Source organism: Jeotgalibaca ciconiae (assembly GCF_003955755.1).
Classification (GTDB): Bacteria; Bacillota; Bacilli; order Lactobacillales; family Aerococcaceae; genus Jeotgalibaca; species Jeotgalibaca ciconiae.
The window spans coordinates 1,236,169-1,258,526 of record NZ_CP034465.1; the positions used below are offsets into that span (position 1 = coordinate 1,236,169).

The window sequence follows — 22,358 nt, forward strand, 5'->3', positions numbered from 1 at the left end:
CAAGATTCATTAGTTATTTTTGATTCCTTTTTGTGAGTGTGCGGGTTTAGCAAAAATCATTCGACCAGCAGCAGTTTGCAAGGCGCTTGTCACTACAACACCAATTGTTTTATTCATATAATGCTGTCCATCTTCTACAACAATCATTGTCCCATCGTCCAGATAAGCTACTCCTTGGTTCCGCTCGGTACCAGCCTTAACGATTGTGACTGTCATGTTTTCTCCAGGAATCACGACTGGTTTTACTGCATTTGCTAATTCATTAATATTCAATACCGGCACATTTTGAAATTCACTTACTTTATTCAAATTATAGTCATTGGTTATGATGACACCATCAATTAATTTTGCTAGGCGGATCAGTTTGCTGTCCACTTCTGCAATCTCCTCAAACTCACCATCATAACTCTCCACCGGAATTACTTCTTCTTTTTGCAGACTGTTTAGAATATCCAGTCCACGGCGGCCGCGAACCCGTTTCAAGCTATCGGATGAATCGGCGATGTATTGTAGTTCTCTTAAAACAAAGTTCGGTATAACCAATACACCTTCTAGAAAGCCTGTTTTTGCGATTTCATAAATACGCCCGTCAATAATAACACTCGTATCTAAAATCTTATATTTACGAAAATCATTGTCTGCTTTTCTTTCTAACAAGACACCTTCATCGGGACGCTTTGTTTTTGGCGTGAACAGTTTGCGAAAATCTTCAATTCGCGTGGTACCTATATAAAAACCAAGATAGGCAAATACGATGGAAAGAATAGATGGAACAACATTACTAATAATAGAAATATTAAATGCTGCTAAGGGAATTCCTACTAACCACGCAAGAATGAGCCCAATAATAATCCCTAAAGCACCAAACAACAGGAAACTTGCTGATTGTTTGCTGAAATAATTTTCTATTTTTTTGAAAACATCTAAAATAAAATTCGTCATGAGTAAAGAAAGTAACAAGAATATAAGTGCGCCAATGCCGAAGTTGACGAATTGATTATTGAAGGTAGAGTTTTCAATGTTTAATAGTTCCCAAAAATAAGGCATAAGGGTTAAACCAATACTTCCCCCAATAATTAAAAATATAAACGAGATAATTCTTTTCTTCATTTCCTTCCTCCTTTCTTTTTAGTTTCGATTCGGAAACACTTTTCGTAGCGTTTCCTGGACAGAAGCAACACCGATTAATTCAATCCCTTCTGGATGTCGCCATCCCGAAAGATTATTTTTTGGAATATAAACCTTTGTAAAACCAAGTTTTTTCGCTTCGTTTACGCGTTGCTCAATACGATTTACACGACGAATTTCTCCGGTTAATCCAATTTCCCCAACAAAACATTCCGTAGCAGATGTATCGGTATCCCAATAACTGGATGCGACACTGACCGCCAATGATAAATCAATTGCAGGCTCATCCAACCTTACTCCACCAGTAGATTTAAAATAAGCATCTTGATTTTGAAGCAAGAGTCCCGCTCTTTTTTCCAATACCGCTAGAATTAACGATACACGATTATGATCAAGTCCGCTTGCAGTTCGACGTGCATTTCCAAATACAGTTGGTGTAATAAGACATTGAATTTCCGCTAGAATGGGGCGCGTCCCTTCCATCGATGCTACAATCGCAGAGCCAGATGCTCCAGCAAGACGCTCTTCTAAAAACATTTCAGAAGGATTTGAAACTTCCCGCAGCCCTCCTTCATTCATTTCAAATACACCAATTTCATTCGTAGACCCAAAACGGTTTTTTACTGCACGCAAAATTCGAAAAGTATGGTGGCGATCGCCTTCAAAATATAAAACAGTATCTACCATGTGTTCCAACATTCTGGGACCGGCAATATTTCCTTCTTTCGTTACGTGTCCAACAATAAAAATCGCAATATTATTCGTCTTTGCAATTCTCATAAATTCTTGTGTTGCTTCGCGAACCTGGGAAACACTTCCCGCCGCACTATCATTGCTTCCTTTTATCATTGTCTGAATGGAGTCAATAATCACGAGCTTTGGCTTTAACCTCTCAATGGTTTCGTTAATCGAATCCACATCCGTTTCCGGATAAATATAAAAATCAGAACCCTTTACCCCTAGGCGTTCCGCCCGCATCTTAATCTGACCCGAACTCTCTTCTCCAGAAACATATAGAACCGGAATATTTTTATTGTTGATTTGAGCCGATATCTGTAACAACAAAGTAGATTTTCCAATTCCAGGATCCCCTCCGATTAAAATCAAAGAACCGGGAACAATTCCGCCTCCTAAAACATGGTTCACTTCCTCCATATCAGTAGGCGTTCGAGGAATGTCTTCTATTTTAATATCTTGAATAGCTACTGCTTCTGCTGTTTTCCCTGTAAAGTTCACGCGAGGTTGGTGTGTCTTGGAAATAACGGCTTCTTTTTCTTCTTCCATTTGATTCCAAGCACCGCAATTTGGACATCTTCCTAACCATTTAGGAGATTCATATCCACACGCTTGGCATACGTATTTAATTGATCGTTTTTTTGCCATCGATTCCTCTCCTCTATTACTTCCTATGCTTATTAACATTTTAGCACATAACCTAGCAAACACGATACTGCGCTAGTCTTAAATCAAGATAGAAAAATAGTTAAAGAAACTATTCATCATCGGATGATCCAAAACCGCCAACTCTATCTTGGCCGTTGCTTATGTCATTATCTGCTTTTAGGAATTTCATAAAGATACCTTGACCAATCCGTTCGCCTTTTTTGATTACTTTATCTCGCAAACCAAAATTCATTAATTGGAAAAAAATCTCTCCTTCATTTGATTCGTTATTATAATAATCAGCATCCACAACACCCACGCCATTCGGCAATACTAAAAATCGTTTCAATGGATTGCTCGAACGGTTAGTTAATTGCAAATATTCATCTTCTTCCATATATGCTTTGATGCCCGTTGGAACAAGTACAGGAGTAATTCCTTTCGTGGAAGCATCGCGGTCATGTTTAAAGAATGTATTCCAGATTGATGGCAACAGAGTATCTTCCGATGCTTCAAAGTCATAGCCTGCTGAATGAGCAGTCGCCCGTTTCGGTAAAGATAACCCCTTTCCCTCATATTTACTTACGATTTCAAATCCTCTGCTTCTCATTTAATCTTCCTTTCAACGCAATTGCTTATTCTATCTTTTCAATTTTATAGACTGATTAGATTATAGCAAAGAATGCATGAAATAACGTAAGAAAGCTCTGAAATCTCTTTGTTTTTCTCATAATTATTTTCTGTTTTCGTCTTTTTTGCGGCTTTGGTCAACTTGCACAAAAAATCGCTTTCATTTTCAGGCACAATGACTTAGCAATGTTATCCGCTTTCATTTACTATAGGAATTGTAAACAAACTCTTCAAAAAGGAAGGTACTTAACAATGGTAAATATGGAACTAAATAATATACACAAAATGTATGATAATGCAGAAAACTATTCTGTAACAGATTTTAACTTACATGTAAAAGACCGTGAATTCATCGTATTTGTTGGACCATCCGGTTGTGGAAAATCTACCACATTACGTATGATTGCTGGATTGGAAGATATTACAGAAGGCGAACTAAAAATTGGCGAAACAGTAATGAATGACGTTGCACCAAAAGATCGCGATATCGCGATGGTTTTCCAGAACTACGCTCTATATCCACATATGACTGTATACGATAACATGGCTTTTGGTTTGAAACTTCGTAAATACAAAAAAGAAGAAATCAAGGAACGTGTAGAAAATGCTGCTGATATTCTAGGACTTCGTGAATATCTAGACCGTAAACCAGCTGCTTTATCCGGTGGACAACGTCAACGTGTTGCTTTAGGACGTGCAATCGTTCGTGATGCAAAAGTCTTCTTAATGGATGAGCCTTTATCAAACTTGGATGCAAAACTACGTGTAGCGATGCGTGCTGAAATTGCAAAATTACACCGCCGCTTAAATACAACAACTATTTATGTTACCCATGACCAAACAGAAGCGATGACCATGGCTGACCGTATTGTTATCATGAAAGACGGATTCATTCAACAAATTGGTAGTCCAAAAGAAGTTTATGATACACCAGTGAACTTATTCGTGGCTGGATTCATCGGATCCCCTGCAATGAACTTCTTCAATGTTACATTGAAAGATGGTGTCATTTCAGATGGAAAAGGATTAAACCTGAAACTTCCTGAAGGTAAATGGAAAGTACTCGAACAAAAAGGATACAACAACAAAAAAGTTGTATTTGGTATTCGTCCAGAAGACATTCAAAGTGAACAAGTAGTAATCGACGCAAACCCAGGTTCCACTGTTAAAGCAGAAGTTTCTGTATCAGAATTACTTGGTGCTGAAACAATGTTGTACAGTAGAGTTGGGGATACAGAGTTTATCTCTCGTGTAGACGCTCGTGACTACCATGAACCAGGTTCTGTAATAGAGCTTGCATTCAATATGAATAAGATTCACTTCTTCGATTCAGAAACAGAAGAAGTAATCACAATTCCTTAATTCGTTATCTCTATTTTCTTACTATATACCATCCTCCACCCGAAAAAAGGCTGAGACAAATGTCCCAGCTTTTTTTCTTTTCTCTAATCTCTATAGTGCAGAGTTTTTTTGTCGTCCGTACGATACAAAAATTTAAATTCAAACGCAAAAAGCGTTCAACGACGCCGCTGGCAGCCATTGAACGCTTTTTAAATGCAACTTATTCTTCGCTCTCTTCTGCATCTTCCACGAAGGCTTCTTCCGGTGTTACGGCATCCTTAACCCATACAGATACAGAATTTCCACGTACTAAAAATTTCCCACAGCCATTTTCGTCAATGGTCACTCTTTTGTCAAAATTCCCCATGTAATCAGCAAACGTCTCTCCTGCGTATTGTTCACCGACATACATTTCTTTCACTCCATCTACATCTTGGTTAGCGATAATCGCAGCAAGACCAAAAGGATGTTCTTCATCACCTAGACGTGTCCAGCCAACGTAGTGAGCATCGTCAAAGTAATCCTTTTGTTCCCCATAAGCATGGTTTCTTCTTACATACAATAATTTATCAAGCATTTCTGTCATCGGTTCAACGGGATTTTCTCCATTAATTCCATAGTAATCACCGTAAAACAAACAAGGAAACCCTTCTCGGCGCAATAAAATGAAAGCATACGCCATCGGTTTAAACCAAGAGGCCACAAAGGACTCTAAAGCCTGCCCGGGCTGCGAATCATGATTATCTACAAATGTAACTGCCTGTACAGGCGCATTTGCGATCAGCGAGTTGTTAAATAAATCTCGCAAATCATACTCCCCGCCCACGACAGAAGCGGTATGGAAATTAAAGTGGAGCGGTACATCAAATAAATCAACAGCATATTCCGTCGCTTCTAAATATTCTTGAATGGTATCATAATCCGCTTTCCAATACTCACCTACAACAAAAAAATCAGGTCGATCATTTTCGCGTATAGCGTATACGAAATCTTTTATGAATCGGCGGTCAATATGTTTGATGGCATCCAGACGAAAACCATCTACACCTGTTTCATCGATATACCATTGCGCCCATTTTTTTATTTCTTCGACTACTTCTGAGTTTCCATAATCAATATCTGCATACATCAAATAATCAAAATTACCAAACTCATCATCCACAAAGCCATCTTCGCTCCACCCTTTGTTGATTCCTTTAATGAGATAGATGGCTTCTTTGTCATTTTCTTTGTTAAGGTCTGTTCCCGTAAAATGTTCCCAATCCCATTTAAAGTCAGAATATTTATTCTTTCTTCCAGGAAAAGTGAATTTTGTCCATCCTTCGATTTCATAAAAATCACTGACTTTTTCTTGTCGATTATTCGGGTCTACTTCTGCAGCGTAAAACCGCTCTGTCTCATCTGCACCAGCTTTATGATTCAGCACAACATCTGCATAAACCGAAATATCCAATTCATGAAGAGCCTCAATTGCTGCTAAGTACTCTTCCTTCGTCCCGTACTTGGTACGAACTGTACCTTTTTGATCAAATTCTCCTAAATCATATAAATCATACACACCATAGCCAACATCCTCTTGACCCGTTCCTTTATAAGCAGGAGGTAACCAAACTGCACTAACACCCAATTCTTTCAAATGAGCAGCATCTTTCTTTAACTGATTCCATAGCTGACCATCATTCGACAGCTCCCATTCAAAATATTGCATAATTATCCCGTTTTCAAGCATTTTCCTACACTCTCCCTTATAGTAAAAGGTGCTATCATCATCTTGTTAAAATTTAATCAGATACTTTATTATACCTTATTTTTAATTTAAATACCTTTTTGAGGTATGCCGGGTTTGGAAATACAACCATGAGAAGCAGTTTATCCTTTAAAAATTATATTATTCGTCCACTAAATCAAATAAACCCTCCTACTTGCAATTACTTCGAATTCGAGATACAATGTGTTTGTTACGAATTAGAAGTATTTTCTATTAGATAATTCGAAAGGGGAACATTATGAAACCATTAATCGGAATTCACCATATTACAGCCATTACAAGTAGCGCAGAAAAAAACTATGAGTTCTTTACAAATATACTAAGTATGCGTTTAGTTAAGAAAACAATTAATCAAGATGATATCCAAACATACCACTTATTCTTTGCAGATGATAAAGGAAATCCAGGCACTGATATTACCTTCTTTGATTTCCCGGGAATCACAAAAGCACAACGAGGAACAAATGAAATTTTCCGTTCAGGATTACGAGTACCAAGTGACCAAGCATTAGAATACTGGTTGAAACGCTTTGATTATTATGATGTAAAGCACTCTGAAATTTATGAACAATTTGGGCGAAAGGTAATCGACTTTGAAGACTTTGACGAACAATTGTATCAATTAATCTCCGATGAAAATGATTCTGGTGTAGAAACTGGAACACCTTGGAAAAATGGGCCCGTACCTGCTGAATTTGGAATTAGTGGATTAGGTAGAGTCCATGTCCGTATCGCTGATTTTTCTTTCTACAAACAGGTTTTAGAAAATGTACTTGGTTTTACAGAAACAGCAACAGAAGAATCCCTACATTTATTCGAAACTGGTAAAGGCGGCAATGGCGCTGCTATGCTTGTAGAACATAATACGACCATTCCTCAAGCAGTCCAAGGTTTTGGTGGTGTTCATCATATGGCTTTCCGTGTAGAAAATCGCGCACACTTAGAAGAATGGATTGAGCGTATGAGTAGTTTCAACTTCCGTACCTCTGGTTATGTTGACCGCTTCTATTTTGAATCACTCTACGCTGTTATTGCAGAGGGTATTCTATTTGAATTTGCCACAGATGAACCCGGCTTTATTGATGATGAGGAATCTTACGAAATCCTTGGAGAAACATTGGCTCTTCCTCCAAAATTCCGTAACCACCGAGAAGAAATCGAAAAATTGGTTCGTCACTTCGACACGGTTCGTAGTACAAAAAACTTTGAAAAAGAATATTTTGGTTTTGAGCCCAAAGCATAAATTTTGATTTAATAAGAAAAGCGGACAAGTCCGCCTTGACCTATGAAAAAATAGGAAATTTGACCCTGAATTGTCAGGAGACTTCACGCTTCAGCGGGTTAGTCGAATGATATGCGTTAGCGAGCAGCGAAGCGCGCAATGGGCCAAATTTATCTTTTTTTCACTAGGTCAGGACTTGGGAGCTAGACATTGATGGCTGAACTTATAATCCCCTAGCCTATAAAGAAAGACTTCGGTTTCGAGGTCTTTCTTTTATGTATCTATGTTTATTCTTCTAGTGACACTTTTTTTGATGTTCACTGGATGAAATAAGTAGCTAATTTTATTTAATTCAATTTTTTCTAAAAAACCCTTTCAAAACATTCGTTTCTTATGTAGAATTAAGACAATGATGTTAAAAAGTGAGGCCGGGTCCATTGAATTATAAACGTATATGCTCATTCGTACTTCCAACGGTAGTCATCTTATCTGCTTGTCAACAAGTTTCAGCGAGCGATCATCTTTCTACTGATTCGTTGACTGTCTCTAGTAATATTGAAAACTATCATCAAATTATATCTTTAAAAAATGAAACAGAATCTGTAAATGAAACAGGTATTCCAGAAACGAACTATACTTATTCAGTAACAGAAGCTACGCTTTTTCCTGAAGATACCATTGGTTATGGCTCTCGTATAGAAAAAGGTTCTGCCCTGACTCCCTCTAAAACAAGTATCTATGGGAGTGAAGAAGCCGCATACCAACAAGTCAATAGCGGAGAATGGTTCCCTTCAGCAACGGTAGGCCCGCTATATTCCACTATAGAAGTCTATCCTTATGAAACATTTGTGAAAATAGCAACCTTATTTGAACAAAAAGGAAGGGTTACTGAAACAAAAGATGCCTATGTGATTTCTTATTATGGTATAGATGAAGAAATTCAAAGAGAAGTTTCTGAAATTCTTCAACAATTCCCGTCAACAGGAACAACTTACGATGTTGTTATCACTCTAACGAAAGACAATCACTATATTCAAGATGTTGCCTTCGTTACAGAAGTGACAAACAATGAAAAAAATCAGACAGTGACACAGGAAATAAAAGCGGCTTTTTCAAAACATAACATGAATGTACCAAAAGAACTGAATATGAATTAAGAAAGAGATGAAGCGGAGGCTTCATCTCTCTTTTTTACTATTCACATGCTAGACGATAAATTCCTTCAGCATATATACCCATCGCAGCATAAATATCTTTTAACGCCATCCGCTCATTTGGACCATGCAAGGTTGCTTCGGCATGCGGCATTTGAGCACCAAAAGCGACGCAGTTTTCCATAGTACGGGCATAAGTTGCACCGCCGGAAACCATTGCTTCACGTTTATCTCCTGTTTTTTCTTGATAAACAGCCATCAATGTTTCTACTAATGGTGTATCGACAGGTACGTATAATGGTCCTAAATAATCATACTCGTCATATTCTAAATCATATTTTTCAGCTGCCGCTCTTAAATGATTCACAATGAATTCTTTCTCAATAGTCACCGGGTAACGAATATCAATTCCGATAACTGTTTCTTTTTCGCCAATTGATAAAGTTGCTGCATTACAAGTCAGTATACCTGATACATCATCTTCCACTTCACCAAATATTGCTAATCCACGGGCATCTTCTTGGATTGCTTCACTCAAGAATTTCAATGCAGCAGACTCGTCGAATGGTTGCAAAGCCTTTGCCAAGCGAACAATAGCGTTCATCCCATCTGGAGCATTTTTACTATGTACAGACTTTCCTTTGACTGTTATTTTTTGGCCATTTTGTACATAATCTACTTCATCTTTGCTCAATTGCTCTGCAATTTCTGCAGCCCATTCACCTTCATAAGCAGCTTCTTCTGGAACAACATTCATTGCTTCGCCAGCTTTTAATGTATAAGCAGAAGCTTTTTTGCTATGTAACTTGACTTGCAGCAACCCTTTTTCTGCATAGGTAACCGGAAACGTTGAATCAGGTGCAAAGCCCATCGTTGCTTTTTCTTCTTTTTCATTATATTTTGATAGACATCTCCATAGGTTTTCTTCATCTACTCCAAATATAAAACGAACACGCTTGTTAAAAGTAACGCCCGCATCCATCAATGATTTCATTGCATACAAAGCAGCAATTGAGGGACCTTTGTCATCTTGTGTTCCTCTCCCAATGATAAAACCATCTTTCACAATTGGATCAAAAGGCCCACTATTCCATAAATCAAGATTACCTGGCGGCACTACGTCCAGGTGACATAAAATAGCTAATAACTCTTCTCCCTCACCAAATTCAGCATACCCATAGTAGCCCTCAGAATCGATATAGGTTCGAAAACCTAGCCCCTCACATATTTCAATCGTTTTCTCAAGTACAGCTTGTATATCTTTTCCAAAAGGAGTTACTCCTGATGAATCTTCTTGTAAATAAGATGGATAAGAAACAATTGTTTTTAAAGCTTCAATCGCATCTTGTTTATGTTTTTCTTGAATAAAAGTTTGCATGTAACATCCTCCGTTCTTTTCTTCTACCCTTTATTCTATCATTGTCATAAAATAAGTAAAAATAAAAAACCGAGAAATTTTCTCGGTTTTCTAATAGACTAGGGGATTATAAGTTCAGCCATCAATGTCTAGCTCCCAAGTCCTGACCTAGTGAAAAAAATAGGAAATTTGCCCCATTGCGCGCTTCGCTGCTCGCTAACGCATATCATTCGACTAACCCGCTGAAGCGTGAAGTCTCCTGACAATTCAGGGTCAAATTTCCTATTTTTTCATAGGCCAAGGCGGACTTGTCCGCTTTTCTTAACTTTCTGTACAAGATGTTTTTATTTTCCAACGTATTCTTCTAAGTTTTCTGCAATCGTTTCTAAGTTCTCTAAACTTGTAAACATGCTTGCGCAGTTTTTATATACATGAGCCAACACCAAAAAGCGCTGCTCAGAAAAGTCATCTGGATAGGAATCTGTTTTCCATGTGAAACGAAGGGAAGTATTTAAATTATTTGCGGTTTTTGCTATGGTAGCTAACGTCTCAAGATGCATTGGCCTCACTTTTTGTCCCATCTCGTCAATCACCGCAAGTAAATCATTAATTGTTTCTTGATAAAACAATATTGTTTCGTAGATGCGTGTACGAAAAGTTATACTTACACGGTTATAATAACCACATTTAATTAATTCACGAAGTTTAGTATTTATATCTTCAATCGTAAATGTTAAATCCGTTTGAGTGGATTTAATACTCTCAATAGTATGATAGAGAGATTTTACTTCTTCGTGACTTATTTCTGTATATTCAGCACTCATCATAATCTCTCCTTTAATTCTTTTGTTTTTGTCATTTATCAGTTAAAATACAACTATAAGCACCTTCCCCATTTTTACATTTTGCCATGAATGTTTCTGTTAGAGGGGAGGATGCTTCTTTATTTACTTTCGATCATTGCCATTATCGATTGTCTTTTGCTACTACAAAATATTTTACCAACCACCAATTAACCAAATATCTCCGCCACCCATTGCCGTTGTAGATGCAACATTAATTAAAATTGGAGAAGCAACCAATGCTAATGCACTTGCTAAAGCTATGAAACGTTTGCCTTTTTTAACGAGTTTTTTCATATGAATCTTCCTCCTTTTTATGGGGTTTTTTAATATACCTCTATTATAATACAAAAGTTTGCTTTTCTGACCAAATAGTCATATATGAATATTTTTTATAGAAAGTTTGTGATAATCCATGAAAAATAAGGATTTTAAAGCTTTTACTACAGGCGAAACTTTAAAAAAAATTCGCATCAGTAAAAAATACACACAAAAGTTTGTAACTGAAGGAATTATTGGACAGTCGACTTACTCTAAAATTGAACGTGGAGAAGTAGAACCCACTTATTCTAAATTTATGAGCCTCCTCAAGCGCTTAGATGTCAGCCCGGAAGAATTCAATTATCTATCGAAAGATGAGAAAATTGATACGCGCGAACAAATTGTCCATGATTTTTTTCTGCTCAATTATAATGACAGTTCTGATTTAAAAAATATTCAAACGCGTATCCTCACTTACTTAGAAAAAAACAACGATTATGTTTTGCAAGATGTCGCTTATATTTGTGAGGCTTTGATTTTAATTAATGAAAAAAGAGACTACGAGCAAGCAATTATTTATGCCAATAAAGTCTGGAGACGATTGGAGCAGTTTGATCGTTGGTTTTTGATGGAAATCCGCTTAATTAATACCATTCTCTTTATCTTCCCAATTGAAACAGCCATCAGTATTTCTGAAAGAATTGTATCAATTTTAGAGGAGTATCAATCACGGGAAAGTACCGTTCTTCTAAATAATATTCAAATCAATCTAGCCTTACAGTTGATAAGAAATAAAGAGTACGAAATTGCCATTAGCCACTTGAACAAATCAATTGTTCGATTAAAAGAAAAGCAAAATTATTACCTCCTCTCCTTCGCTTACATTCGTAAAGGCATTGCTCTAGACTTAATAGGAGAAACACACGCCCATACGTATATTGAAAAAGGCTTAACACTTACCAAAACCTTCGATGAGCCAAAATTATATGAAGGCTTCTTAATCGAGATTGAATTCTACACAAAGAAAAGTTGGCCGCAATAAAAACCGTCAGGAATTTATATCCTGACGGCTTTTATTATTTGAGTTTATATTAGTAGCGCAGAATAGCTGCGACGTCTTTCAATCCTGGCATCTGAGCGCGATCCAATACATAGACTTTTCCGCCAGTTGCTAAAACATTCAATGCTAATTGGTTTAAGAAGTTTTCGTTTCCTTCATAACCAAGCTGTCCATTTTCGTCAATAGATCCTTTTATTTCCGCATCTTTCTCAATAAAGAGTAATTCAATCCGCCCTTCTAAACTAGCGCTTGTTAAATCTTGGTATTGATCGCCTAATTTGTATTGCGGAGTTGTTTCTTCGTAACGCTGGATGATTTCACTATGACGTTCCGTTAAAAGTTGATTAATCAATTTATTAACTTCTTTTTGGATCTCATTCTCATTCAGTTGCGTTGAAGAAGTTTCAATTTTATTTTCTCGTAAGAAATTATTCTTTGTTAAATTTCTAAATACGGCCTGGTTTTCTGGTAGAGCAAATAAAACTAAGGGTAATTGTTGTGGACGACTATAGTTCTCAAAAACATATTTATCGACAGCTCGATAGTAATTTTCTTGATCAATATCTAATTCATCACTTTTCTCGTTCACTCCATGAATCACGCCACTAGGGCCACCTGTATTAAGTTGTTTACCACGAGTTATTTCATCTCCCAAGGCAATTTCAAGTGTTGTAGGAGCATCCTCTGGTAAGTCCACCGCCTCGACCCGATCTAAAATCCCACGATATAATTTAAACTCACGATTACTTAAACATAATAAATAATAGTTCTCGATATATTGAAATTCTTCTATAATTGGTAAAATAGTTGGTCTCTCACCAAATTCAATTAAATCTTTTAATTGCGTTTGAAGACGATAATAGTAAGTCTCTGATGGGGTAAAGAAAAAGGCCACACTTCCTTTATTTACAGACCAAAATCTCTTATCATTGGGAACTTGATCCAATTGATTTAAGAGACCTTCACAAGTAGGTCCCACACATTCATTCTTTACTTGCGTTTGGGCATTTTTTACTTGGTTCTTGAATTTTAATTGTTCTGCTTCCGCGTTAGGCGGTGAAAGTTCTACTGACTGATAGATGGTAACGAACGGGCCTTCTGCACGTAATAATTCTTCATTCGGAAATTTACTTAGTTGCTTCATTCTAGTTCCTCCTTCAGTTGGCTTGCTCTAATTCTTTTGAAACTCTTTCTTACGAAAGGGCTTCCTTAATCCCATTGTAAATAAAAAAAGGATTGATGTAAAACAATCTACTTTCTTATACGAGATATTCCTTATAATTATGCTTTTGTAAAAGAATAATTGACTAATATTTGTAACGAATATTACAGAAATATTAAATTTTATCCTTTTCCTAATAAGCCTGTACTTTCTTTTTAAAAGCAAGTATACTAGTAATTATATCAACAATGGAAACGCTTTAAAAATAATCATTTTAACAAATTGTTGTTGGAATGAAGTGTATTTCTATCATAAAAAAGGTGGTGAGAATATGGAGAGGAATCTTTTATTCACTGAGTTAGCAAGAGCTGTAAAATATAAAATTCCCGTAGAAGGCGAACTTTTTCTTCGTCAATGTGCCTCAGGTAGGAATCTTTTCCATTTACCTGCTTCGTATCGCTATCCTACAGGAAATATACCCGGCTACTTTATCAGCCTAAATTGGAACGAGGATTTTATTGTTCTTGAAAAAGAACGTAAAGAAAACAATGAATATTTTATTATTAATCGTAATAGAGAAGTTGTAAATGGGCCATTTTCTGTAGAGGAATACAAAGAAAAGTGTAAAGAGTTCCATCTTACTCTTCCTTTGATTCCGATGGCAGAACTCGATTGGGTAATTAATATCTAATAAGAACTCAAAACCTTGATAAGCGATACTGCTTATCAAGGTTTTTTGTTATAATGAGGAAAGAATTTTAATTGACTGGAGGCGCCTATGTGGATTATCAAGAATTTTTCGGATTTAACTACGAAAGAATTGCATGCGATATACAGCTTGCGGATACAAGTATTTGTCGTTGAACAAAACTGTCCATACCAAGAAGTGGATGAGAACGATCTAGACTGCTTGCATCTTTATAAAATAGAGGATGGGAAAATTATTGCATATGCGCGAGTGATTGCCGAAGATGAGATCATACGAATCGGGCGGATCGCTGTCCACCCTTCTGAGCGAAAAAAAGGACTCGGAAAGGAACTAGTAAACTTTGCGATTGATGTTATTCAAAAAAGAAATCCGTCCTTACCAATTCACATTCAAGCTCAAGCATATCTACTGAATTTTTACCAATCTTTCGGGTTTCACCCCATTTCAGAAATCTATTTAGAAGACAATATACCTCATTTAGATATGATTTTAACTATCCCAAAAGGAGGATCTGCTTTTGAATAAATATATAACCGCTATTCTCATTTCATTATGTAGTTTAGCTATTAATCTATGGATTATTAAACAGCAGCGAGCAGGCATTGAAATTGAACTTGGAAAGAAAAAGAATCTAGAGAAACTTTCCTATGCATTGATCATCGCAGCTATATTATTTTTAACATTTGGCTAACTGCCTACTGCCACTGAAAAATACTAGGCCGGACTTGGCAGCTAGACATTGATGGCAGAACTTATATTTCTTTAGTTTATGAAAAAGCACATTCTCATTTGAGTGTGTGCTTTTTGCATTTTTTCCCTTCTCCTTATCTTCGATATTTCATATGCCCGCCATGGTGATGGTGCGTTCCATTGCCTTCCATCATTTCTTGATGATGTTTTTCAACGGCTTCCATTAAATTTTGAGTGGATTCATTTTCTATATCCGATTGAGTATTGTTGCTATCATATTCTTGTAATTGGTGCATGGCATGCATGCGTCCCATAGAGGTTCCATATGCCTGGGCTTCTTGCATGACTTCTTTTGTCGATTGATAAAGGTGCATATTTCCCATCATTTCTTGATGGTGACTGAGATCAGTCATCATTTGTTCGGATGTTTTTTCATCGTTACTTGCAACGGTAATATATATTTCTTCTGATTCCACATCACTTAGAACTTCATCCATTACATCTGCAAATTTTTTATTATCAATAATTATTTTTTCAGAGCTTGGTTCGCCATTTTCATCGTATTTGACGACATCAATAAGCCGATTAAATCGATTGAAATAAATCTCAATGGAAGATGTACTGTTGATTGAAATGGCTGAAACAGGTTGTTGGTAAACGAAAGAGCCAATAACTATGAAGACTAGTGCCAAGGAAAAGACCAAGCCTATCAGTTTTTTGCGGGGCTTTCTCTTAGGGGACTGCTTTTCATCATGGTTGCTCATATAGTGGAGGACATAATCTTCTGCTTTCTCTTTTAATTCATTGTCAGCGGTAACACGATCAAAAGCTTCCTTAATTTCTTTATTCATTTACTTCATCCCCTAACCTTGCTTGTAACCTATCTCTCGCCCTGGCTAATCTTGTGTAGACCGTATTGACATTTTTTTTAAGAATTTCTGCTATTTCAACTGCTGAATATTCTTCGTAATAAAACAAGTAGATAACTTCCCGGTATTTTCTATGCAGGGTTAAAACGGCTTCTAGTACTTCACTCTGTCCGGTAGAAAAGGAAGTGGTTTGTTGATGAAGAAGAAGGTCTGGACGAGTAGGTAACATTTTTCTTTTGTAAAAACTTTTTAAAAAATCTTTACATTCATTGATAGCTACCCGAATAATCCAAGCTTTTTCATGCTCATCTGTTTCAAAGTAGGGAGAACGAATGGTATATTTAATAAAAACATTTTGAAAAATATCTTCAGTATCTGCTGAATTCTTCAAATAAACCATACATACTCGCTTAACAGAATCCCCATATAAATTGTATCGCTTTTCTTACTTCTTCTTCACTTCTCATTATCCTTCTCCAGCCTGACTTATTATTCTATCAACCAAAACAGTAAGGAGATTTCACTTCCCCTCTCTTAGCGATCCCATCATACCATAATCACGATAAGAGTCATTAGAATGAAATCGATTCATTTCATGTTGATGATTTCCCATCTGTTCTTTCATGCTTTCCTTAACTTCGGTTTTCAAACAACCATGAAAATGTTCCCCATTATAAAAGTTTTGATTTTGAGATTGATGATTTCCATCTTGCGTTGATGCCGCATAGACAGTTGTTCCCGCTGTTACTAATAAAGCTCCTGCAGTTAAAACGAAGATTTTCTTTTTCATTTTTATGTGCCCCTATTCTTAATCTATAATGATTCTTGTTCACTATTCATACGATTGAGCATAAGGAATCCTTTCAAAAAATAAATTTTTAGCATATTTTTATTTTCGGGAAGGATTTCTAAAGGAGGAAATGAGGGATAAACTTCAATTACTTCCTTTTATGCTGGAGTTATCACTTAATTTTCCAAGAAAGATACCGATGATATAGTTAGGTCATATAATAAAAATCAATCATTTATTTAATATATAGTCGTATTTGACAGAAAAAGGAGAAGTTTATGGAAGATAGAAATAAATATTTGTATGCAGATAAGAATGAACAATTAAGAAGTGCAAACAAATTACTTGTAATCGGTTATATAATATTTTATTTATTTGTTTTGGCTATTGTAGTTATTTCCTATTTTCGTGGAATACGTTCGTCTGGTTATACAGCAGCAATGGCATCCATTGTGTTATTGGTCATTTCTTTGACAGTTATCATGTTTAATAAAAATAAATATGATTCTAGGATTAAATATATCACCAGTTCTGGGCTAATGATTGTAACTTTCTTAGTAGCTTTTGCTTTCGATAATTACTATATGAGATTTATGGCGGTTATTCCGTTTACATTAAATGTTCTTTCCTATGATAAAAAGTTTTTTGCAAGATTCGGAATGATAAATAGTGCAATAAATATTATAGTAACTTTCTTAAAAACTTCTATACTCAATGAATACACGGGCGAAGCGATTATTGATAATTGGTGCGCCACATTGGCGATCGTGATGTTTATGGTCTTTCTATATGTAACCGTTGATGTAGGAAGACGTTTCAATGAAGATGCGATTGGAAGATTAGAAGAAGAAAAAGCAAGCCAAAAGAAGATGTTAGATGATATCGTAAGTGTAGCAGAAGAAGTTAGAAGAGGAACAGAAAATGCTATGAGTATTGTCACTGAGCTAAATGATTCTACCGATGTAGTAAATCGCTCCGTTCGAGACATTTCAGAAAGTACGCAAAGTACAGCCGAAGATATTCAAAACCAAACCATTATGACAAACAGCATTCAAGATGCCATTACAGATACCTTACAACGATCTGAAAATATGGTTCTGGTAGCGAATGAATCCGATAAGTTGAATAGTCAGAATTTAGAACTCATACATGAAATAAAACAACAATCTACAATGATCTCAGACATAAATTCTGATGTTTCAAAATCCATGGATAAGCTTCAAGAAAGAACGAATAAGGTTAAAAGCATTGCGGATGTTATTTACTCTATCTCCAGTCAAACGAACCTGCTTGCCTTAAATGCCTCAATTGAAAGTGCTAGAGCTGGAGAAGCGGGTAAAGGTTTTGCGGTGGTTGCAGAAGAGATTCGAAAATTAGCAGAAGAAACAAGAGAAGAAACGGAAAGTATCGGAGTGATTCTTGAAGAGTTGTCGCAAGAAGCCGAAGAAGTAGCTGAAGCGGTTAACAATTCAGTTTCTGCGACCCAGACACAAGATGCTTCCGTGAATAAAGCCTCTGAAAGTTTTGAATGCATGGATAAGAACTTCAGAAAACTTATCACAGATATCGGCGGGATCGACAAAATGCTGAATAATCTCTCAGAAGCCAATAATCAAATCGTAGAAAACATCATGCATTTATCCGCAACAACAGAAGAAGTAACAGCAGCTTCTGAGCAATCAGCAGAAATGAGCGATAAGAATTTAGTGAAAGCTGAGAATACGAAAAAAGTACTCAATCAAGTGTTAGAAGTTTCTTACCAAATTGATAAATATTTAACGGAAGAATCACTTTAACTCTTTGTGATGGATAGCAGTAATGACATACAGAAAAAGATCCGGGATTAATTTTCCCGGATCTTTTTCTTAGTAAGCTCGTAAGTATTGATCGAGTTCCCAGTTTGTAACTTGAGAAAGATAAGTTGCTACTTCTATTTCTTTTGCTTCTAGGAAACTTCTACTAATATGTTCTCCTAACGCATCTAGTACCAATTGATCTTTCTGCAATTCAATTAAAGCGTCTTCTAGATTCGTAGGTAAATCATGAATATGATTTTCATGACGTTCTTCTTTATTCATTCGATAAATATTACGATTGATTGGTGCAGGAACATCTAACTTATTTTTAATTCCATCCAATCCAGCTGCCAGTAAGACAGATAAAGCCAGATACGGGTTTGTAGATGGATCTACGCTCCGTAACTCTACACGGGTCGATAGACCTCTTGATTCAGGAATACGCACCAACGGAGAACGGTTATGAGTACTCCAAGCAATGTAGACAGGCGCTTCAAAACCAGGCACTAGTCGTTTATACGAATTAACAATTGGATTACAGATCGCCGTATATCCAGACGCATGCTTTAATAGTCCTGCCAAAAATTGATAAGCTGTTTCACTAAGACCACGTTCATCCGACTCATCGTAAAAAGCATTTCCCTCTTCATTAAATAAAGACATATTACAGTGCATACCTGAACCAGCAATTCCAAAAACAGGTTTCGGCATAAAGGTCGCATACAGGCCATGTTTACGAGCAACTGTTTTGACGATTAGTTTAAAGGTTTGAATGTTGTCGCAAGCTTCGACAGCATCCGCATATTTCCAATCAATTTCATGTTGTCCCGTTGCTGCTTCATGATGACTAGCTTCGATTTCAAAGCCAAGCGCTTCTAGTTCCAATACGATGTCTCGTCTACAATTCTCTCCTAAATCCGTAGGTGCTAAGTCAAAATAACCACCTTCATCATTCAAGTCCATTGTAGGTCTGCCGTTTTCATCTAATTTAAACAAGAAAAATTCTGGTTCTGGCCCTAAATTAAACTCTGTAAATCCTAAGTCATGCATTTCACTCAAAATTCTTTTCAAGTTACTGCGGGGGTCTCCAGCAAAAGGAGTGCCATCTGGCTGGTAAACGTCACAAATTAAACGTGCAATTTTCCCTTGCTTTATTTCCCAAGGAAATACAAGCCATGTGTCTAAATCTGGATGAAGATACATGTCACTCTCTTCAATACGAACGAAGCCTTCAATCGAAGAACCATCGAACATCATTTTATTATCGAGAACTTTGTTTAACTGACTGATCGGTACTTCCACGTTTTTGATTGTTCCTAAAATATCTGTAAACATGAGTCGTAAAAATCGAACATTTTCTTCTTCTGCCATCTTGATGATATTTTCCCGTGTATACTTTGTCATGGTTCATTCCTCTTTATCCATTTTTTTATCGTTTCCAAGTATTCTTGTCCAATGAATTAAAACCGCTAGCGTCTAATATTTCCTTATAAAGAATACGACGAACATCTTCATCCGTCAGATGGTGCTCTTTTTCTTCAGGAAATTTCGCTGTTTTTTGTTTTTCCTCGTCATAAATTCGTCTAATCGCCGGAATATTTAGTCCTTCAGAAAGATAATCTTTTATTTCTAAGAGACGATCTACATCACTGAGGGAATACATCCTGCGATTTGTCTCTGTTCTCTGAGGCTGTACAATTTGTTGTTCTTCATAATACCGAATCTGACGAGCAGTCAAATTGGTCAACTTCATGACAGTTCCAATTGTAAACACAGCCATTGAACGACGCAGTTCTTTCTCTTTCATAAGTCCACCTCCATTTTTATGAAAAAATGTCACAAAGTTGTAATTAGTTGCTTAAATGTCGTTTAATTGTGAATACTTACTTAGGATAAAGCACAATGTTCCATACGTCAAAATTTTCTTTACATCTTATGTTATGTTTTCTAACATACTCTAAAAGTATTGTAAATACAAGCTTTTTATATAATAAATGCAAAAAAAAGCTGACAGGTTTTTACGTCTGTCAGCTTAAAATATAAATTTTTTAGAATATAAATATCTTAATCGAATTCATTACATTCGATTATTTAAATACACGGAATCTTTCTTCATCATCCATATATTCTTTTTCGCCGGCTACTGCTTCAATTGAGCCAAATGGCATTTGGCCACGTAGTTTCCAACTTTCTGGTAAGTCCCATTCTTTTTGCACATCGGCATCAATTAATGGATTGTAGTGTTGGAGGCTTGCTCCAATATTGTTATCAGTAAATGCTGCCCATACACTCATGCTTGCGATTCCTGAGCTTTGTTCAGACCAGATTGGAAAGTTTTCTGCATATAGAGCGAATTGTTCTTGAAGTCCACGAACAACATCTTGATCTTCGAAGAAAAGAACTGTTCCATATCCTGCACGGAAAGAATCTAATTTTGCTTGAGTTGCTTTAAAAGCTTCTTCGTCTGGAACTTCATTGCGAAGTTTATTTTCTGTAATTTCCCACAATTTTAGGTGTGCATCCCCAAATAAAATAACTGCACGTGAAGTTTGTGAGTTAAAAGAAGTTGGGCTTTCTTTTACTGCCTCTTTTACAAGAGTCGCAATATCTTCGTCAGAAATTTCAACTTTTTTCCCTATATTATAGACGGAACGACGTTTTTTTAATAAATCAATAACATTTGTTTGCATGATATTACCTCCAAAGTGGATATTTCTAATTCAAACAATATTTATTATAACACTTCTTTTTAGAAAGTAAAATACTTCCCAAAAAATCTTTTTTTTATAGTACAATCATTAAGGAAAATAAGACGGTTACAACATCAAAATGAATGGAGTTTATATTTTTGGAAACAGAGAAAAAGCACTATGGATTAAGTACAGCCATTTCAATGATTGTTGGAATCTGTATTGGATCAGGAATTTTCTTTAAAGCAGATGATATTCTAAGCTATACGGGAGGACATGTCGGATTAAGTGTTCTTGTATTCTTTATCGGTGCTTTTTGCGTTATTTTTGGCAGTATCACTCTCTCACAATTAGCTGCATTAACAGATCGTTCTGGCGGAGTTGTTGCTTATTTTGAAGAATTTATTTCTCCAAAAGCAGCTTCTGCATTTGGTTGGTTCCAGATGTTTGCCTATTATCCATCCATATCAGTAGTGGTAAGCTGGGTCGCAGGTATTTACACGACAATGTTATTGAACTTGCCCAGTACATTAGAAGTCCAAGTAGGAATTGGAACGGTGTATTTAATATCCTTTCATATTTTAAATTACTATTCGATCAAATTAGGTGGTTCTTTTCAAAATATAGCTACCATCATGAAATTAATTCCTTTAATTGGAATCGGGATTATTGGCATTTTTTGGAATACTCCTTATCCTGAAACAACACAAGAATTAATTGTTCCTGTTCAAGAAGTCGGTTGGAGCTGGTTGGCTGCTTTAGCCCCTATTGCCTTCTCCTTTGATGGTTGGGTTGTATCGACAAGTATTACCCACGAAGTTAAAAACGCAAAACGAACCATGCCGCTTGCTCTGACGATTGGGCCTTTAATCGTATTAGGCGTGTATGTTGCTTATTTTCTTGGTATGGTCGCGATGGTAGGACCGGAATATATCTTGCAACACCAAGACTCAACCATTTATGACATTGGCACGATGTTGTTTGGCACATATGGCGGTAAGTTGATTCTTTTCTTTATCTTGATTGCAGTACTGGGAGTAGTAAATGGATTAGTGTTAGGTAATTTGCGCTTACCACAATCTTTAGCTCAAAAAGAAATGATTCCCAATAGTACAAAAATTAAAAAAATCGATTTGCGTACACAATTATCTCCTTATGCCGCACTGACTTCCATTATTATTTCATTGATTTGGATGTGCGTTCACTATCTAACTCAAAAAACGGAGATTCTTTCAGGCGGTGATGTGAGTGAAATTGCAATTGTTTTTAGCTATATCACCTATGTATTCTTATACTATAAGGTTATACAAATGAACAAAGAAGGAAAAATTAGCAGTCCGATTTTCGGTAAGCTCTTCCCGATTCTAGGAATTCTTGGTTCTGCTGTTATCGTTATTGGCGGAATTGTTTCCAATCCTACTTTTGTACCTATTTTCCTTATTGTTTGTGCGTGTATATTTATTAGCGGATATATCTATTACCGAAAAGGCTGAGATTCTTATCTCG

Annotated in this window: 22 protein-coding genes and 1 pseudogene; 9 read left to right on the forward strand and 14 right to left on the reverse strand. The window is 36.3% G+C overall.

Annotation, left to right across the window (positions count from 1 at the left end):
• Positions 1-9: 9 nt before the first annotated feature.
• The 3 genes from EJN90_RS05700 to EJN90_RS05710 all read right to left on the reverse strand — a co-directional run bounded on the left by EJN90_RS05700 (position 10) and on the right by EJN90_RS05710 (position 3,121).
• Complete coding sequence (locus EJN90_RS05700; RefSeq protein WP_126109387.1) at positions 10-1,110, reverse strand: PIN/TRAM domain-containing protein; 1,101 nt, start codon at positions 1,108-1,110, stop codon at positions 10-12.
• 18 nt (positions 1,111-1,128) lie between these two features.
• Positions 1,129-2,511 carry a DNA repair protein RadA gene (gene radA / locus EJN90_RS05705; protein ID WP_126109389.1) on the reverse strand — a complete coding sequence of 461 codons (1,383 nt, stop codon included), beginning with the start codon at positions 2,509-2,511 and terminating at the stop codon, positions 1,129-1,131.
• A 109-nt stretch (positions 2,512-2,620) separates the two neighbouring features.
• Positions 2,621-3,121 (reverse strand): dCTP deaminase/dUTPase family protein, encoded by a 501-nt coding sequence (locus tag EJN90_RS05710; protein WP_126109391.1) that lies wholly within the window; start codon positions 3,119-3,121, stop codon positions 2,621-2,623.
• 272 nt (positions 3,122-3,393) lie between these two features.
• On the opposite strand from EJN90_RS05710, the gene EJN90_RS05715 reads away from it, so the two are divergent.
• Positions 3,394-4,503, forward strand: a complete 1,110-nt coding sequence (locus EJN90_RS05715) for an ABC transporter ATP-binding protein (protein ID WP_126109393.1) — start codon at positions 3,394-3,396, stop codon at positions 4,501-4,503.
• A 199-nt stretch (positions 4,504-4,702) separates the two neighbouring features.
• Here the strand turns inward: EJN90_RS05715 and EJN90_RS05720 are convergent, their stop codons facing one another.
• Positions 4,703-6,211 carry an alpha-amylase gene (locus tag EJN90_RS05720; protein ID WP_126109394.1) on the reverse strand — a complete coding sequence of 503 codons (1,509 nt, stop codon included), beginning with the start codon at positions 6,209-6,211 and terminating at the stop codon, positions 4,703-4,705.
• Positions 6,212-6,488: 277 nt separating this feature from the next.
• On the opposite strand from EJN90_RS05720, the gene EJN90_RS05725 reads away from it, so the two are divergent.
• Both EJN90_RS05725 and EJN90_RS05730 read left to right on the forward strand, forming a co-directional pair.
• Positions 6,489-7,493 (forward strand): VOC family protein, encoded by a 1,005-nt coding sequence (locus EJN90_RS05725; RefSeq protein ID WP_126109396.1) that lies wholly within the window; start codon positions 6,489-6,491, stop codon positions 7,491-7,493.
• A 416-nt stretch (positions 7,494-7,909) separates the two neighbouring features.
• Positions 7,910-8,629 (forward strand): DUF6612 family protein, encoded by a 720-nt coding sequence (locus tag EJN90_RS05730; protein WP_126109398.1) that lies wholly within the window; start codon positions 7,910-7,912, stop codon positions 8,627-8,629.
• Between the two features lie 37 nt (positions 8,630-8,666).
• Here EJN90_RS05730 and EJN90_RS05735 read toward each other — a convergent pair whose 3' ends face one another.
• The 3 genes from EJN90_RS05735 to EJN90_RS13860 form a co-directional block, all read right to left on the reverse strand.
• On the reverse strand, positions 8,667-10,004 hold the full coding sequence (locus EJN90_RS05735; RefSeq protein ID WP_126109400.1) for a M20 family metallopeptidase: 1,338 nt from the start codon (positions 10,002-10,004) through the stop codon (positions 8,667-8,669).
• A 323-nt stretch (positions 10,005-10,327) separates the two neighbouring features.
• Positions 10,328-10,807: a hypothetical protein gene (locus tag EJN90_RS05740; RefSeq protein ID WP_126109402.1), complete on the reverse strand. Its 480-nt coding sequence runs from the start codon at positions 10,805-10,807 to the stop codon at positions 10,328-10,330.
• Between the two features lie 174 nt (positions 10,808-10,981).
• Entirely contained in the window at positions 10,982-11,122 is a 141-nt protein-coding gene (locus tag EJN90_RS13860; protein ID WP_164544017.1) for a hypothetical protein, read from the reverse strand.
• 118 nt (positions 11,123-11,240) lie between these two features.
• Here EJN90_RS13860 and EJN90_RS05745 point away from each other — a divergent pair, with 118 nt between their 5' ends.
• Positions 11,241-12,128 (forward strand): helix-turn-helix domain-containing protein, encoded by an 888-nt coding sequence (locus tag EJN90_RS05745; protein ID WP_126109404.1) that lies wholly within the window; start codon positions 11,241-11,243, stop codon positions 12,126-12,128.
• A gap of 49 nt (positions 12,129-12,177) precedes the next feature.
• Here EJN90_RS05745 and EJN90_RS05750 read toward each other — a convergent pair whose 3' ends face one another.
• On the reverse strand, positions 12,178-13,290 hold the full coding sequence (locus EJN90_RS05750; protein ID WP_126109406.1) for a baeRF6 domain-containing protein: 1,113 nt from the start codon (positions 13,288-13,290) through the stop codon (positions 12,178-12,180).
• A gap of 349 nt (positions 13,291-13,639) precedes the next feature.
• On the opposite strand from EJN90_RS05750, the gene EJN90_RS05755 reads away from it, so the two are divergent.
• The 3 genes from EJN90_RS05755 to EJN90_RS13865 all read left to right on the forward strand — a co-directional run bounded on the left by EJN90_RS05755 (position 13,640) and on the right by EJN90_RS13865 (position 14,708).
• On the forward strand, positions 13,640-13,999 hold the full coding sequence (locus EJN90_RS05755) for a hypothetical protein (RefSeq protein WP_126109408.1): 360 nt from the start codon (positions 13,640-13,642) through the stop codon (positions 13,997-13,999).
• An 87-nt stretch (positions 14,000-14,086) separates the two neighbouring features.
• Positions 14,087-14,542, forward strand: coding sequence for a GNAT family N-acetyltransferase (locus EJN90_RS05760; RefSeq protein ID WP_126109409.1), 456 nt, complete (start codon positions 14,087-14,089; stop codon positions 14,540-14,542).
• Positions 14,535-14,708, forward strand: coding sequence for a hypothetical protein (locus EJN90_RS13865; RefSeq protein ID WP_164544018.1), 174 nt, complete (start codon positions 14,535-14,537; stop codon positions 14,706-14,708). Before EJN90_RS05760 ends, EJN90_RS13865 begins: the two co-directional genes overlap by 8 nt.
• A 133-nt stretch (positions 14,709-14,841) precedes the next feature.
• Here EJN90_RS13865 and EJN90_RS05765 read toward each other — a convergent pair whose 3' ends face one another.
• The 3 genes and pseudogenes from EJN90_RS05765 to EJN90_RS05775 all read right to left on the reverse strand — a co-directional run bounded on the left by EJN90_RS05765 (position 14,842) and on the right by EJN90_RS05775 (position 16,366).
• Positions 14,842-15,558, reverse strand: coding sequence for an anti-sigma-I factor RsgI family protein (locus EJN90_RS05765; protein ID WP_126109411.1), 717 nt, complete (start codon positions 15,556-15,558; stop codon positions 14,842-14,844).
• Positions 15,551-16,000, reverse strand: a pseudogene (locus EJN90_RS05770) (sigma-70 family RNA polymerase sigma factor); the annotation flags it as partial. The pseudogene EJN90_RS05770 and the gene EJN90_RS05765, both read right to left, overlap by 8 nt.
• Before the next feature lie 96 nt (positions 16,001-16,096).
• Positions 16,097-16,366 (reverse strand): hypothetical protein, encoded by a 270-nt coding sequence (locus EJN90_RS05775; RefSeq protein WP_126109413.1) that lies wholly within the window; start codon positions 16,364-16,366, stop codon positions 16,097-16,099.
• Positions 16,367-16,644: 278 nt separating this feature from the next.
• Here EJN90_RS05775 and EJN90_RS05780 point away from each other — a divergent pair, with 278 nt between their 5' ends.
• Positions 16,645-18,162 (forward strand): methyl-accepting chemotaxis protein, encoded by a 1,518-nt coding sequence (locus tag EJN90_RS05780; RefSeq protein WP_126109415.1) that lies wholly within the window; start codon positions 16,645-16,647, stop codon positions 18,160-18,162.
• A gap of 69 nt (positions 18,163-18,231) precedes the next feature.
• Here EJN90_RS05780 and glnA read toward each other — a convergent pair whose 3' ends face one another.
• The 3 genes from glnA to EJN90_RS05795 form a co-directional block, all read right to left on the reverse strand.
• Positions 18,232-19,566 carry a type I glutamate--ammonia ligase gene (glnA, locus tag EJN90_RS05785; RefSeq protein ID WP_126109417.1) on the reverse strand — a complete coding sequence of 445 codons (1,335 nt, stop codon included), beginning with the start codon at positions 19,564-19,566 and terminating at the stop codon, positions 18,232-18,234.
• A 25-nt stretch (positions 19,567-19,591) separates the two neighbouring features.
• Positions 19,592-19,969 (reverse strand): MerR family transcriptional regulator, encoded by a 378-nt coding sequence (locus EJN90_RS05790; RefSeq protein WP_126109420.1) that lies wholly within the window; start codon positions 19,967-19,969, stop codon positions 19,592-19,594.
• 280 nt (positions 19,970-20,249) lie between these two features.
• Positions 20,250-20,852, reverse strand: a complete 603-nt coding sequence (locus EJN90_RS05795; protein WP_126109422.1) for a nitroreductase family protein — start codon at positions 20,850-20,852, stop codon at positions 20,250-20,252.
• Between the two features lie 158 nt (positions 20,853-21,010).
• Between EJN90_RS05795 and EJN90_RS05800 the strand changes: the two genes are divergently transcribed.
• Positions 21,011-22,345, forward strand: a complete 1,335-nt coding sequence (locus tag EJN90_RS05800; protein WP_164544019.1) for an APC family permease — start codon at positions 21,011-21,013, stop codon at positions 22,343-22,345.
• Positions 22,346-22,358: the final 13 nt, after the last annotated feature.

Coding starts and splice junctions, on each gene's coding strand:
- EJN90_RS05795 (WP_126109422.1), bottom strand. CDS start 20,852: ATGCAAACAAATGTTATTGATTTATTAAAAAAACGTCGTTCCGTCTAT.
- EJN90_RS05790 (WP_126109420.1), bottom strand. CDS start 19,969: ATGAAAGAGAAAGAACTGCGTCGTTCAATGGCTGTGTTTACAATTGGA.
- EJN90_RS05735 (WP_126109400.1), bottom strand. CDS start 10,004: ATGCAAACTTTTATTCAAGAAAAACATAAACAAGATGCGATTGAAGCT.
- EJN90_RS05725 (WP_126109396.1), top strand. CDS start 6,489: ATGAAACCATTAATCGGAATTCACCATATTACAGCCATTACAAGTAGC.
- EJN90_RS05775 (WP_126109413.1), bottom strand. CDS start 16,366: ATGAAAAAGAAAATCTTCGTTTTAACTGCAGGAGCTTTATTAGTAACA.
- EJN90_RS05700 (WP_126109387.1), bottom strand. CDS start 1,110: ATGAAGAAAAGAATTATCTCGTTTATATTTTTAATTATTGGGGGAAGT.
- EJN90_RS05745 (WP_126109404.1), top strand. CDS start 11,241: ATGAAAAATAAGGATTTTAAAGCTTTTACTACAGGCGAAACTTTAAAA.
- radA (WP_126109389.1), bottom strand. CDS start 2,511: ATGGCAAAAAAACGATCAATTAAATACGTATGCCAAGCGTGTGGATAT.
- EJN90_RS05715 (WP_126109393.1), top strand. CDS start 3,394: ATGGTAAATATGGAACTAAATAATATACACAAAATGTATGATAATGCA.
- EJN90_RS05740 (WP_126109402.1), bottom strand. CDS start 10,807: ATGAGTGCTGAATATACAGAAATAAGTCACGAAGAAGTAAAATCTCTC.
- EJN90_RS05780 (WP_126109415.1), top strand. CDS start 16,645: ATGGAAGATAGAAATAAATATTTGTATGCAGATAAGAATGAACAATTA.
- EJN90_RS05750 (WP_126109406.1), bottom strand. CDS start 13,290: ATGAAGCAACTAAGTAAATTTCCGAATGAAGAATTATTACGTGCAGAA.
- EJN90_RS13860 (WP_164544017.1), bottom strand. CDS start 11,122: ATGAAAAAACTCGTTAAAAAAGGCAAACGTTTCATAGCTTTAGCAAGT.
- EJN90_RS05710 (WP_126109391.1), bottom strand. CDS start 3,121: ATGAGAAGCAGAGGATTTGAAATCGTAAGTAAATATGAGGGAAAGGGG.
- EJN90_RS05720 (WP_126109394.1), bottom strand. CDS start 6,211: ATGCTTGAAAACGGGATAATTATGCAATATTTTGAATGGGAGCTGTCG.
- EJN90_RS05760 (WP_126109409.1), top strand. CDS start 14,087: ATGTGGATTATCAAGAATTTTTCGGATTTAACTACGAAAGAATTGCAT.
- EJN90_RS05755 (WP_126109408.1), top strand. CDS start 13,640: ATGGAGAGGAATCTTTTATTCACTGAGTTAGCAAGAGCTGTAAAATAT.
- EJN90_RS05765 (WP_126109411.1), bottom strand. CDS start 15,558: ATGAATAAAGAAATTAAGGAAGCTTTTGATCGTGTTACCGCTGACAAT.
- glnA (WP_126109417.1), bottom strand. CDS start 19,566: ATGACAAAGTATACACGGGAAAATATCATCAAGATGGCAGAAGAAGAA.